The following is a 12740-nucleotide window of genomic DNA, read 5'->3' as shown; positions in this document are numbered from 1 at the left end:
TCAATGCTCGCGACGCTTTGTTGGCGAATGTTGCAGAAAGGACACGACGAGTTCCATTGCGACAATGCCATCGGCATGGTTGCGAAGGAATGTGTTCAAGCCGGCGCACGACGGCGACCAGACTTTCCTGTCACCTGCACCGAGCATCACAACGTCGCGGCGATGCGCGACGGTCCCGCCAATTTGTCATCACGCGATGACCGGTGAAAGCGCCGCTACCGGCGGTTGTTCCGTCCCCTCGCTTGCAGCCTCGCCCGCACCGCCGGCACCACGAAGGCGGAAGCGCGCTCCAGCGGCGCCACGCTCTTCTCGGCGCGGCTCAGGAGGATGGCCCCCTCCAGCGAGGACAGCACATGGCTTGCGAGCTCGCGCGCGTCCTTCGCCGGCAAGCCGCCCGCGGCGAGACCTTGCGCAATCGTCGTGATCCACAGACCAAAGGCTTCCGCGCAGGGCTCGCGCAACTCCTCGACCGTGCTGGCAACGTCGAGCGTCACCGCGGCGACAGGGCAGCCGTTGCGAAAATTCGATTCAGCAAGGATCTTTGCTTCGGCCTTGAACGCAGCGGCCACCGCATCGGCGGGATCGGGATAGGCAGCGAAGGCCTTCGCGATCAGCGCCGCATAGCGCTCGGCGGCGAAGCGGATCACCTCGGCGCCGAGCTGCTGCTTGCCGCCCGGAAAGAAGTGATACATCGAGCTCCACGGCGCCTCGGCCTCCTGCGCGAGCTGCTTCAGGCCGGTGCCCGAATAGCCCTGGGTGCGGAACAGCCTTTCGCCTGTGATCAAGAGCCGTTCCCGGGTGTCGTTCATCGCCTCATCCTTCCCGCGCTCTCAAACACCGCCGGCGCGCGTTGACAGATTGTATGTATCGATCTATACAGTCAACACTAAAACCAGGCACAAGGGCAATGGCGGCGGCGCCGCGACCGGTTGCGCGCGTGCCTTCCCTTGCGCCTCAGCCAAGCGGAGCCTTGCCATGGTCATGTCATTCTCCACTCCGATCGCGATCCTTCTTGCCGGCCTGATCGCCGGCACGCTCGATATCGGCGCGGCCGCGCTGATCAATGGCATAAACCCGCTCGCGATCCTGCTCGTGATCGCAAGCGGCGTGCTCGGCAAGGCGTCGTTTCAGGGCGGCCTCCCCGCGGTCCTGCTGGGCCTCGTGCTGCAATGGGTGATGTCGCTGATCATCGCCGCACTCTACGTGCTCGCCAGCAACCGCATCCCCGAGCTCAAGCCGTACTGGATCGCAGGCGGCCTCGCCTACGGCGTCGGCGTCTTCCTGGTGATGAACTACGCGGTGGTGCCGCTGTCGGAGATCGGCCGCATCCCGCCGTTCACGGCGTGGACCTTCACGGGCAACCTCGTGGCGATGCTCGGCTTCGGCCTGCTCGTCGCCTTCTTCGCGCGCGGCTCGGCGTGAGGGCTTGGTGCTTCACCAAGGGTACGGCTGTGGTAGAGTGACAGACGCGCATTTCAATACGTTGTCTATTGCTGGAGATTTGCCATGCCACGTATTTTCCTGGCGTTCCTGTTCATGATGTTCGTCTACGGGCTGTCCGCCGCCTTGGCGCCGCCGGCGCTGGCCGTCAATTGCGATCTTAATGCCTGCCTCAATGCGTGTACGAAAAAGTGCGCCACCGCCAGTTGCGGGTGCTCGTCGTGGTGCCTGCAGTCGATGGAGGAGCGCAAAGCCAAGGGGCTGTGCAAGAAATAGGGCGCCCTGAGCGTCCGACGGCTCTCGTATTTTCGACCGGAACGGCAGCGCTTCGCTTGACGTGCCGTGGCCGACGCGCATCCTGCGGCTGCGACCAGAACAGCAGCGGGCGGCCCCTTCGCTGCGCGATCTCGCACCGCTTCAATCGAGCCCTGCGCGCCGCAAACCTTCCAGAAAGCGCTCGCGCTGCTCTGCCCGGAACGGCAACTGGCTCCCGATCCAGGCGAGCGAGATGTTGGGCTGGACGCGACGCAACTCCCGCAGCGCGGCGATCGCGAGCTCCGTTTCGCCGGCCATTCCGGCGGCCGCCGCAAGCACGCGGTAGCCGCCGACAAAATCGTTGCGCTGCCGAACGCTCTCGCGACACAGCCGGATCGCTTGGCTGTAATCTCCCTCCACGAACGCGGCGTAGCCTGCAACGCCATAATAGATTGCCGACAAGGGATCACGCGGAGAAAGCCTGAGCGCGCGCCGCACGGCTTCGGTGCCTTCGCGCCCGCGCCCGGTCCACGACAGCACCAGGCCATAATAGCCCTGCGCCAGCGAGAAGTTGGGATTGAGACGCAGCGCCAGTTCATACGCGGCGAGCGCATCGTCAAGACGTCCGAGATAGGAACAGGCGGCGGCCATCGCGAGATGCGCCCAAGGGTCCTCGCCGTCGGCTCGCACCGCCGCCAGTGCCGCGCGTTCGGCGATTGGCGTCGCGGTTGCGGCATCCTGCCAGCCCATGTGAGCACCAAACGTATGGCTGACCGCGAGCACGGCATGCGCCTGCGCATAGTTCGGATCAAGCGCGATGGCCCGCTCCAATAGCGCCTGGGCCGCAAAATTGTCCTCGCGGGTCATGCGCCAGAAATGGGACAGCGCGCGCATCACCAGGTCCCATGCGTCGAGGCTCTCGGGCGCCTTGCGCCGCGCGCGAAAATTCTCCGCGGCGTAGAGCTGAGGCTCGATCGTGGCGACAATCGCTTCGGTTATCTCGTCCTGCACGGCAAAGACGCCGGCGACCTCGCGATCGTACCGCTCCGCCCCGAGATGGCTGCCGGTCGTGACGTCGTTGAGCTGAACGGCGATGCGGATGCGTTCGCCCGCCTTGCGCACGCTCCCTTCGATGACGTAGTCGACGCCGAGCTCCTTGGCGATCTGCCTGATGTGGACGGACTTGCCCTTGTAGGCGAATGAGGAGTTGCGCGCGATGACGAAGAACCAGCGCAGCTTCGACAGGGCCGTGATGATGTCTTCGCTGATCCCGTCGGAAAAATACTCCTGCTCCGCCTCGCCGCTCATATTGACGAAGGGAAGCACCGCGATCGCGGGCCGGTCCGACGGCGGCCCGGCCTGGCCCGCGAAAAGGCGCTCGTCGAGCGATGGATCGGCAGCTTGCGCAAATTCGATTGCTGCTTCCCGAGATTGCACGTCGCCGACAAACCGGACGCCCCTGCGGGCAATCGTGCGGATCAGCCGCTGCTCGTTCCCGCTGTCGCCGATCGCCTTGCGCGCGGCGTTGATGCGGGTAGCGAGCGTCGAGTCCGCGACGATACGGCCGCCCCAGACTTCCGCGAACAGGTCATCCTTGCTGACGACGCGGTCGCGGTTCTGGATCAGGTAGATCAAGAGATCAAAAACCTGAGGTTCGACAGCAATCGGCTCGCCGGAGCGGCGCAGCTCCCGCTTGTCAGTGTCAAGCGCGTGATCGCCAAAGGTAAATTGCACGCGACGACAAAGCCTTCTCGATCAAAAATCAAGCAGATCTAGCGCGAAAGCAAAGCTTACCGCAAAGTCTTTTGCCACGGCCCCCGATATCTCCTGCCCTCCTCGGACAACACGCTGCACTCGAGGCACTCGCTTCGTGACGCTGCCGCCGGGGCATCAAATCAGGAGAACAAAATTGCGTCTCGTTTCCTGGGCTTGGGCCGCAAGGCTCGCTTACCTGTCGCTCTCTGCAATTGGAACCGCCGCCGTGGCGGATGGCGGCCACACGCTTTCCGATCATGTGCGTCTCGCCAACGACCGTTTCAAGGACGTCGCTGTCGCCGTTTCGGAAGGTTACACTCCGATACCTTGCGCCGGCGGCGCCGATGGCGGCGCGATGGGGGTGCACTATGTCAACGCCTCGCTGATCGGCGACAGCGTTGATATCGAGCGCCCGCAAGCGATCATGTACGAGCCGAAAACCGACGGCAAAATGGAGCTGATCGCGGTCGAATACATCGCTTCCAAAGGACCCGCCTCGCTCGAGGGGCAGCTCTTCAATTTCACCAACGCGCCAAATCGCTACGGCCCCGGCCCGTTCTACGAGCTGCACGTCTGGGCCTGGAGATCGAATCCGCACGGCACGTTCGCCGACATGAATCCGACGGTGTCCTGCGATCAGGCGCCGGCGAAGTAGCGACCGGTTCGGCGCACGGTCGCTGTTCCGCAGACACGCCGGCGATCGTCGGCCGGCTCCGCAATCGGCGCTTTGGCGCGCGCTTCGTGGGCCGACCATGGCTCATGCCTTGGCGTGACGCGCTCCTGCGACGCGTCCGTGCGCGGATCGCTCACATCAGGCGCGAATTCTCTCGGAGGAAGTCCATGTACAAGTTTCAATTGTTTCTGCTCGGCGTGCTGCTCGCATCGTTGCTGCTGGCGACAAATGTCCAACCGTTTTCCGAATGGTTCGACGTGCTCATTCTGGGCGGATACGTGCTCTTCTTCGGATGACGAACGATGGGCTGGCTCACTCCGGCGCAGCTTCTTTCTGGATTCTCTTCGCCGTACTCGTCGGTAGGGAGTTGGTGCGAAATGGGCTCGCGTGCGAAGCGGTGAAGCGCTGACAGGAATTGTCGCGCTGTACGTTTCGAGTCAGCCTGAAGGATCCCCGTCCGAATAGGCTCTGTGCTCTTGGCGAAAAGAAAAGCCCCGGCCGAGCGCCGGGGCTTTTTTGTTTTGCTCAAACCTGAGCCGTGCGCATCAGTACCTTGCGACAACCGGGCCGGGGTTGAAGTGCCAGTTCAGACCGGCGCGCACGATTGCTCCATGCAAAGCGAACGTGCCAGTCTGGGTGAAGCCGACGGTGCAGGTCGCGACGCCGGCCGGACAGGTGAATGAACTGTTGATGTTCCCCATGTCGTAGTAGAGGCCCTCAACCTTGGCGGACCAAGAGCTGGCGAAGAGATATTCGAAACCGCCGCCAACCGTCCAGCCGACGCGCGTCGTGCTGTTGGACGCCGGATACATAAAGCCCGATGCGGGGAAGAAGATGGTCGACGACACATTCTCGTGGCCGTAGAACGCGCCGCCGGTCGCAAAGAGCAGGAGGTTGGGAGTAGCCAGCCAGCCAACGCGGCCGCGCGTCGTGCCAAACCAGGTCAGGTTCTGCGACGCGCTATACACGCCGTTCGGTCCCGGGAACGTGGGACTGCAGCAAGGGTCAATGACCGATCCCGAACCCTTGATGTCAGACCATTGAATATCGGTCTCGATACCCCAAACGATCGCGCCGGTTTGCCAATTGTAGCCGGCGGTGCCGCCGGCGAGGCCGCCCTGCGCCTTTGCCACGTTGCCGGGAGGCGCCGCGGTGCCGGGACCGAATGGAATCCCCGCGGGCGTAAAGAAAGTCCCATTCCCGGTGTTGTTGGTCCAGCCGTAGCCTCCGTCGATACCGACGTAGAATCCCGTCCAGTTAGTGACGGGTGCGATGGGCGGCGGCGCCTTCGTGTAGGTACGGGCCGGCAAATCAGCGGCAGAAGCAGCGCCAGCGAACATCAAAAGCGCGGCAGCGACCTTCAGTCCAAGTCTTTTCATGAAAGTGTCCTTGAAAATGAGAATGCAAAAAATAAGGATTCGAAAACTTCGGTCGGGACAAATCTACACTTGGATACCCATCTTGCCCGTCACCGAAGGGCAACAGTCGTCTACATTCGCAACGGGTGTGGAATTCGCGGAACGTGGCAGGTCACACTGAGCGTGCCGCGACCGCCCATCGGAGCCAGGCGATGGGCGGCGACGAGAGGATCGAAGTCCTCCCATGGGCTCATTCGAAATTGGAAAAGAACGTCCTAAGCCGTCGATTGGCCTATTTTTTCGGCGTGCCCGGCAGCGCGAAAAATGGGGCATGGCCCCACGCCGCGCTCGGCGCGGACGTGGCGGTCAAGATCGGCACCGGGGACTGGATGGCCTAAGCCAGGCACCTGAAACCGGCTGAACCCGGGCAACGCCGCGTCCGAGAAGCCGGCATCAGGCCGCGACGGGCGCTAACCCGCCGCGTTGAATTAGCAATCCCCGACACTCATGCTGTTCGACACCACGCGAGCGTGGTTCAGGTCTATCCTACTCGGCGGCGATCACCTGCGGCTTGAATTTGAGTCCTAGCGCCTTGGCGACGCCTGCGCCGTAGGCCGGATCGGCCTTGGTGCAATTGTCGACGTGACGCTGCTTGATGTGCGTCCTCGCGTCGCCCATCGCGCGCGCCGTGTTCTCGAACAGCACCTGCTGCTGCGCCGGGGTCATCTTCCGGAACAGGTTGCCGGGCTGCTCCCAATGGTCATCGTCGACGCGGTGGTCCCAGTGCGCCGCTTCGCCCTCGATCGGCAGCGGCGGCTCGTCGAAATCGGGCTGGTTATCCCAGAGTCCGGCGCTGTTGGGATTGAAGGTAAGCGTCCCGCCGAGATTGCCGTCGGTGCGCATCTTGCCGTCGCGGTGGTAGCTTTGGAACGGGCATTTCGGCGCATTGACCGGGATATGGTTGAAGTTGATGCCAAGCCGGTAGCGCTGGGTGTCGCCATAGGAGAACAGCCGGCCCTGGAGCATCTTGTCGGGCGAAAAGCCGATGCCGGGCACGATGTTGGCGGGCGAGAAGGCGGCCTGCTCGACTTCCGCGAAGTAGTTGTCCGGGTAGCGGTTGAGCTCCATCACGCCGGCCTCGATCAGCGGATACTCCGCCTGCGGCCAGACCTTGGTCAGGTCGAAGGGATTGTGCTTATGAGTTTTCGCCTGGGCTTCAGTCATCACCTGAATGAAGAGCTTCCAACGCGGGAAGTCGCCCGCCTCGATCGCGTTGAGCAGGTCGCGGCCGTGGCTTTCGCGATCCTTGGCGACAAGGGCCTCGGCCTCGGCGTCGGTGAGGTTCTGGATTCCCTGCTGGGTGCGGAAATGGAACTTGACCCAGACCCGCTCGTTGGCGGCATTGAGCATCGAGAAGGTATGGCTGCCGTAGCCATGCATGTGACGGAAGCTCTTCGAGATGCCGCGGTCGGACATGGTGATGGTGACCTGGTGCAGCGCTTCGGGCAACAGGGTCCAGAAATCCCAGTTATTGTCCGCGCTGCGCAGGCCGGTGCGCGGGTCGCGCTTGATCGCGTGGTTGAGGTCGGGGAAGCGCAGCGGATCGCGGAAGAAGAACACCGGGGTATTGTTGCCGACGATGTCCCAGTTGCCCTCCTCGGTGTAAAACTTCAGCGAGAAGCCACGGATGTCCCGCTCGGCGTCCGCGGCACCGCGCTCGCCGGCGACGGTGGAGAACCGGGCGAACATCGGGGTCTGCTTGCCGATCTTGGAAAAGATTTTGGCCCTGGTGTAGCTGGTGATGTCGTGCGTGACGGTAAAGGTGCCGTAGGCGCCCCAGCCCTTGGCATGCATGCGCCGCTCCGGGATCACCTCGCGGTCGAAATGCGCCATCTTCTCGATCAGCCAGATGTCCTGCAGCAGCGCCGGGCCGCGCCGGCCGGCCGTCATGATATTGGTGTTGTCGGCGACCGGCGCGCCGGTGGCATTGGTAAATCGTTCCGTTTTGGACATCGTAGGTTCCTGAGTTTTGGGCATGGTTGACTTATGACGTGCGAGTTTCGCGCGCCCGACCGGCGCTCGAATTCGTGATCTGAGCAGGTGTGAAGACTTACCCGCGCCAGGCGGAGTTGCAGATCACGCTGCAGAAATTGCCGCGGACAAAATGCGGATCCTTGTCGGCGAGCACGTCGGCCTTGACGTTGCCGAAGGTCGTCTCCGGCTTGTGCTTGATGCCGTCGTAGAAGGTCTGGATGATGTCTTCCTTGAAATGCGCGTTGCGCGGATGTGCATGCACCACCGCCTCGCGCTCCGCGTCGCTGTACTCGGCATAGGCCATGCCAAGCACATCCATTTCGACGCCGGCCGTCACCAGGGCCACGACCGGGTGCATGTGCTGCGGGATGCCCGGCGTGGTGTGCAAGGCGATCGCGGTCCAAACCGTATCGATGTCGTGTTGTGCGATGCCGCGGCTGCGCAGGAAGTCGCGGGCGGCGTTGGCGCCGTCGACCTCGAAGCGCTCATCTGGGCTGCTGTGCTGATGGGTCAATCCCATGTCGTGGAACATCGCGCCGGCATAGAGCAGTTCAGGATCGAACCGGAGACCGCGGCGCCTGCCGGCCAGCGCGCCCCAGTAATAGACGCGGCTCGAATGGTGAAACAGCAGCGCTGTCTCGGTGTCGCGCACCAGTTCCGTTATCTCCCGCGCGAGTTTGCTGTCGGGAATGCTGACGCCAATGGGCCGGCTCAGAAGTTCGGTGGACAGGCTCATGACTTGCTCCAGTTGTTGTGTTCGCCGAAAAAGTAAAATGGGGCTGGACTGTCTTCAAATGACGTATTACGTCAAATTCTGCCAAAACCGGGCTTGAACGGACGTGGGTGATGAAAGCAAGAACGATCGCCATTGTGGCGCTGCCAGGCGTGCAACTACTCGATGTCTCGGGGCCGCTCGACGTGTTCGCGGAGGCCAACGTGCAGGCCGGGAACTCACCCTATGCGCTGCTGGTGGTCGCAGCCGAGCCAGGCGCGATCCGTAGCTCTTCCGGGGCGCGGCTGATGCCCGATCGCGTCATCGGCATCGACGCGGACATGAAGCCGGACACCCTGCTGATCGCGGGATGTCCGAACGCGGTGGATGTTCCAGCGGACGGCAAGGTGGTCGACTGGTTGCGGCGCAAGGCGCCGGCGGCGCGCCGGTTCGGCTCCGTCTGCAGCGGTGCGTTCTATCTAGCCGCGGCGGGCCTGCTCGAGGGCCGGCGCGTGACGACACATTGGGCGGTCGCCAGGCAACTGGCGGATCGTTATCCCTCGGTCAGCGTCGACGAGGACGCGATCCATGTCAGTGACGGACCACTGCGCACTGCGGCGGGTGTGACCGCGGGGCTGGATCTGGCGCTCGCGCTGGTCGAGGAGGATCTCGGACACGACATCGCCATGCGGGTTGCCGGGCAGCTCGTCATGTTCTTCAAGCGTCCGGGCGGGCAGATGCAGTTCAGCCGCAAGGGCGAAGCGGCTCCGGCGGGTCGGGCGGCGCTTCAGGAGCTGCAGCGGTGGGTCGCCGCCAATCCGGCGCTCGATCACTGCGTCGCCAACCTCGCCAAGCGCATGGAGCTGAGCCCGCGCCATTTCGCGCGTCTGTTTCGAAGCGAGGTCGGGATCACGCCGGCGACCTGGGTCGAGGAGGCGCGCGTCAACGCCGCCCGGCGCTTGCTGGAGGTCGGCCACGCGACGCCCAAACAGGTTGCGGCGCATTGCGGCTTTGCGGATGCGGACACCCTGCGCCGCGCTTTCGCGCGGCATGTCGGCGTTACGCCAGCCGAATACCGCAAGCGTTTCGCGAGGATCGCCGCCTGATCGGTCGCGACGGGGCCCGCCGTTTCACCGTCTCACGACTCGACCCGGTGTTCCCCAGTCCGGGCGAGCGCTCGTCGGGATCGGACAAGCCTGAACGTCCAGAATGACGGGACGTGAAAGGCAAATCACAAACCTTCGTATAAGTCTCCCGATACGTTTTCGGTATCGGACGCGAACCAGCGTCCAATTGAGTCATCAACCTCAATCGCTCTAGTCTCGCTGCTGATCTGGAACAGCCGATTGCAGGTGGCAACCAGCATTGCCGAGCGGAGGGTGTGTATCATGACACGCGAAGAATTCGCTTCTTACAGCTTCCTCGCTGTAACCGTTACCGGTCTTTTCATCCTCTGCTCGGGCTTGCTCGCTATCGCATTTGCCTGAACGGGAATGCGTGGCTTGTCAGAATGAAAAGCTGACAGCTCAAGTTGTTGGAGCGGGTGAAGGGAATCGAACCCTCGTATTCAGCTTGGAAGTCTTCAAATTTCCTTTGTGCTCTCAACGCAGATTCTGACAATTCACAGCCTTTTCACCTGTTGAGATCGTTAGAGAATTTCCCCTTGTCAGAATGGCGTTCGCGTCAGCTGCCAATTGGCAGCAAGGTATGCGGACTACCCGTTGGGCTCGACAGCCACGACACCTCAGCTTTTAGTTTTCAGAAGTGAGCGTGCGGACCTCAGCTACGCTCGATCGATTGTTTCGCGGTTGGGCCGCCCCATCAAATTCGATCCAGTGACAGCCAACGTCAGCTAGCGCGGGTCAGTTCAATCCATCAAGGACACCTTTGTGACAGCTCTCGCTGGAGCGAGAGGAACTGGGATCGAACCTTCTCCGCTTTGCCAAGCGTGCAGCCGTGAGCAAAGCCAATGGCTACGTCTCCCAAAAAGTAAAAAAGGGGCGACTTCAATGCGGCCATTGCGACTGCCGCCTTCAAATCCCCGAGCGCGAGCGAGATGCTGAGGAACCCGTTCGGACCGCATGTCCATATTTTCGACTGCGCCTCCAACCGGGTAGCTGGTGGGGCGCCATGACAAGGGCTCGGTTTATGCGTCCTTCCATTTGACCGAGCAGCCAATGGACGCCTTTTGGTCAGCCGGCGCCACACCGGTGGTCGCAATCGCGCGCATGGCCTCGACAAGCTCTCGGGCCGCCCCCGCGCGGGGCGGAGTTGTGCGACCTTCGTCGAGCCGGCCGCGGTATTTGAGCTTGCGGTCGGCGTTGTAACCGAAGAAGTCCGGCGTACAGACCGCCCCATACGCCCGCGCGACTGTCTGGGTCTCGTCGTGAAGATAAGGAAACGGGAAATCATGAGCCTTCGCGAAATGCTTCATATTCTCAAATGAGTCTTCGGGATAGCTCGCCGCATCGTTCGAGCAAATCGCCGCAAAGCCTACGCCCTCTGACATCAGCACGCGGGCGTCCGCAACCATGCGGTCGATCACCGCTTTGACATAGGGGCAATGGTTGCAGATAAAGACGACGACCGTTCCCTTTTCGCCCGCAACGTCGTCCAGTGCGTAAGTCTTGCCGTCGGTGGCCGGAAGCCGAAACTCCGCCGCCGGCGTATCGAGAGTGACCTGGGTGGCGGTCGTCGCCATCACGCACCTCCTTGTGTTCCAAATATGCCTGTACGACGTTGGCGCCCAGCCGTGGGAAAGCGCGACCGCCATCCAACTACTATCAGCAAGCCACGACGGCCGCTATTTGCAGAGGCTACTTCATGCTTAGCACGCGCATGGCTCGAGCCCGTTCCTATTGCTGGGAACCAGCGCAGCTAGTTTTTCTAAACGAGGTGGCTTCGGCCATGGCTATGCTCCGTACGCCCTGCCGTGGCGGATGCATGAGCAGCTGGCTTGAGGAAAGAAGTTTACCGCATAAAGAGTTGATAAGAAACATCCCATCGCATTTGGGCCAGAACCGGACTCGCACAGCCGACGCAATTCGTTTTCACTTTGGCGAGGGAGCAAGGACAAGCTCAGCAGCGAGCGAGACCTTCGATTTTATGGAGTTCGAGATGAAGCACTGTGCTTCGACGGTTTCCAAGATTTCGCGGGCGCGTTCGAGTTCGGCTTTATCTTTGAGGCTTACGCGCGGTCGAACCTTAACTTCTGTGATGCGGTACTTGCCTTCGATATTTTCGAGCAGGCCTTCCGCCTCACTCTCATATCGCAACGGAGTCAGACCTTTCGCTTGGGCGAGCGTGAGGAAGGTCAGCATCATGCATGTGTTGACCGAGCCCACGAATAGCTCTTCAGGTGCCCAAATGTCTGGCTCGCCCTTAAACTCAGGCGGACTGCCAACATCGATGTTCGGTTTTCCCGACGCAGAAAGCGTGCCCCGTCGGGCGGAACTCCAGGCTGTGTTGGCCTTGTAGCGAAAAGATCTGTAGGCTGTCTTTGTGCCCATGCAAACCTCCTGGAATACGCGCCGTTCACGACCTCAGGTATACGCGAACGAGCCGGGCGTCTGGCGATCGAGTTGACGGCGTTGGGCTCGCCGTGTTGTCCGTGCAGGCCTGTCGACTTCGGCTTCATCCAGCCACTACAGCTTGTAGCCGATCTTGCGCAGCAGGTCTTTCCGCCACGCAATGTCGGCGTCGGTTTCGACGCCCAGCGGCGAGGCGCCATCCACCACGCCGAGCACGCCGCGGCCCAGCTCCGTTTGCGCGACGATCACCTGTGTCGGGTTGGCCGTCGCGCAATAGATGCGGCAGACCTCCGGCACGGCGCGCACAGCAGCCAGCACGTTGACGGGAAAAAATCCGTCGCCCAGGAAGATCAGGAAAGCGTGGCCGGCGCCGATGGCCAATGCGTTGTCGCGTGCGAGGGCGAGGGCGGCTTCGTCATTGCCCGACCAGCGCACCAGCCGCTTACCGGAGGCCTCGCAGAAGGCCAACCCGAAGCGGATGCCCGGAACCGCGCCCACCAGCGCCTCGTGGAGGTCTTCCACGGTCTTGATGAAATGCGACTGGCCAAAGATGAAGTTGGCGGCGTCCGGCTTGACGATGGGCACCACGGTGAGTTCCATGGCTGCGCTCCTTCAAGGTGGGGCAACGCTATCCATGGTAGGCCACCAGAAGGTGATTGCAACCCACCACAGGCGGCAGCGGCGGTCGAGGCCAGCGCTAGACACGTCCGGCCTAACCTTCGACGGTAGCTCTTGGAACGAACAGAGCTAGACGTCATGCACGGGCGGAGCCGAACCTGTCCACCACGAACGGGAAACCACCGGCGACCACCTCAATGTCGACGGGGGGCGAGTCACGTGGTACTGAAACCTTTCTCGGTACGCCAAAGCGACGTGAGCTTTGTGAGAGGCCGCGATCACTCCGCCATCTGCCCATCGAGCCAGGCAAGGCGGCGTTTCCATGGCACGTTGCTTGACAGTGAGTGAGCGCAGGTCGCGGTCCA

General features: G+C 62.3%; 14 protein-coding genes. 6 read left to right on the top strand and 8 right to left on the bottom strand.

Annotation, left to right across the window (positions count from 1 at the left end; genetic code table 11):
* Positions 1-215: 215 nt before the first annotated feature.
* Positions 216-809: a TetR/AcrR family transcriptional regulator gene (locus QOU61_RS15350; protein ID WP_289659757.1), complete on the bottom strand. Its 594-nt coding sequence runs from the start codon at positions 807-809 to the stop codon at positions 216-218.
* Positions 810-975: 166 nt separating this feature from the next.
* Between QOU61_RS15350 and QOU61_RS15345 the strand changes: the two genes are divergently transcribed.
* Both QOU61_RS15345 and QOU61_RS15340 read left to right on the top strand, forming a co-directional pair.
* Positions 976-1422 carry a hypothetical protein gene (locus QOU61_RS15345; RefSeq protein ID WP_289659755.1) on the top strand — a complete coding sequence of 149 codons (447 nt, stop codon included), beginning with the start codon at positions 976-978 and terminating at the stop codon, positions 1420-1422.
* A gap of 84 nt (positions 1423-1506) precedes the next feature.
* Positions 1507-1716, top strand: coding sequence for a hypothetical protein (locus tag QOU61_RS15340; RefSeq protein ID WP_289659754.1), 210 nt, complete (start codon positions 1507-1509; stop codon positions 1714-1716).
* 141 nt (positions 1717-1857) lie between these two features.
* On the opposite strand, the gene QOU61_RS15335 is transcribed toward QOU61_RS15340, so the two are convergent.
* Positions 1858-3429, bottom strand: coding sequence for a winged helix-turn-helix domain-containing tetratricopeptide repeat protein (locus QOU61_RS15335; protein ID WP_289659753.1), 1572 nt, complete (start codon positions 3427-3429; stop codon positions 1858-1860).
* Positions 3430-3646: 217 nt separating this feature from the next.
* On the opposite strand from QOU61_RS15335, the gene QOU61_RS15330 reads away from it, so the two are divergent.
* Positions 3647-4105 carry a hypothetical protein gene (locus tag QOU61_RS15330; RefSeq protein WP_502876961.1) on the top strand — a complete coding sequence of 153 codons (459 nt, stop codon included), beginning with the start codon at positions 3647-3649 and terminating at the stop codon, positions 4103-4105.
* 185 nt (positions 4106-4290) lie between these two features.
* Positions 4291-4419 carry a hypothetical protein gene (locus QOU61_RS15325; protein WP_289659751.1) on the top strand — a complete coding sequence of 43 codons (129 nt, stop codon included), beginning with the start codon at positions 4291-4293 and terminating at the stop codon, positions 4417-4419.
* Positions 4420-4668: 249 nt separating this feature from the next.
* Here QOU61_RS15325 and QOU61_RS15320 read toward each other — a convergent pair whose 3' ends face one another.
* Positions 4669-5502 carry an outer membrane protein gene (locus QOU61_RS15320; protein ID WP_289659749.1) on the bottom strand — a complete coding sequence of 278 codons (834 nt, stop codon included), beginning with the start codon at positions 5500-5502 and terminating at the stop codon, positions 4669-4671.
* 191 nt (positions 5503-5693) lie between these two features.
* On the opposite strand from QOU61_RS15320, the gene QOU61_RS15315 reads away from it, so the two are divergent.
* Positions 5694-5879 carry a hypothetical protein gene (locus QOU61_RS15315; protein ID WP_289659747.1) on the top strand — a complete coding sequence of 62 codons (186 nt, stop codon included), beginning with the start codon at positions 5694-5696 and terminating at the stop codon, positions 5877-5879.
* Positions 5880-6027: 148 nt separating this feature from the next.
* On the opposite strand, the gene QOU61_RS15310 is transcribed toward QOU61_RS15315, so the two are convergent.
* On the bottom strand, positions 6028-7494 hold the full coding sequence (locus tag QOU61_RS15310; protein WP_289659745.1) for a catalase: 1467 nt from the start codon (positions 7492-7494) through the stop codon (positions 6028-6030).
* A 97-nt stretch (positions 7495-7591) separates the two neighbouring features.
* Positions 7592-8251, bottom strand: coding sequence for an HD domain-containing protein (locus QOU61_RS15305; RefSeq protein WP_289659743.1), 660 nt, complete (start codon positions 8249-8251; stop codon positions 7592-7594).
* A gap of 110 nt (positions 8252-8361) precedes the next feature.
* Between QOU61_RS15305 and QOU61_RS15300 the strand changes: the two genes are divergently transcribed.
* Positions 8362-9333: a GlxA family transcriptional regulator gene (locus tag QOU61_RS15300; RefSeq protein WP_289659741.1), complete on the top strand. Its 972-nt coding sequence runs from the start codon at positions 8362-8364 to the stop codon at positions 9331-9333.
* 1040 nt (positions 9334-10373) lie between these two features.
* Here the strand turns inward: QOU61_RS15300 and QOU61_RS15295 are convergent.
* The 3 genes from QOU61_RS15295 to QOU61_RS15285 form a co-directional block, all read right to left on the bottom strand.
* The gene (locus tag QOU61_RS15295) at positions 10374-10928 is read right to left on the bottom strand and encodes a thioredoxin family protein (protein ID WP_289659739.1); all 555 of its coding nucleotides are present in this window, start codon (positions 10926-10928) and stop codon (positions 10374-10376) included.
* Between the two features lie 349 nt (positions 10929-11277).
* The gene (locus QOU61_RS15290) at positions 11278-11736 is read right to left on the bottom strand and encodes an OsmC family protein (protein WP_289659737.1); all 459 of its coding nucleotides are present in this window, start codon (positions 11734-11736) and stop codon (positions 11278-11280) included.
* A gap of 135 nt (positions 11737-11871) precedes the next feature.
* The gene (locus QOU61_RS15285; protein ID WP_289659736.1) at positions 11872-12357 is read right to left on the bottom strand and encodes an adenosine-specific kinase; all 486 of its coding nucleotides are present in this window, start codon (positions 12355-12357) and stop codon (positions 11872-11874) included.
* Between the last annotated feature and the right edge of the window lie 383 nt (positions 12358-12740).

The organism is Bradyrhizobium sp. NP1, assembly GCF_030378205.1.
GTDB lineage: Bacteria > Pseudomonadota > Alphaproteobacteria > Rhizobiales > Xanthobacteraceae > Bradyrhizobium.
The sequence above is the reverse complement of the archived record's forward strand: the minus strand, read 5'-3'. Positions and strand labels throughout refer to the sequence as shown.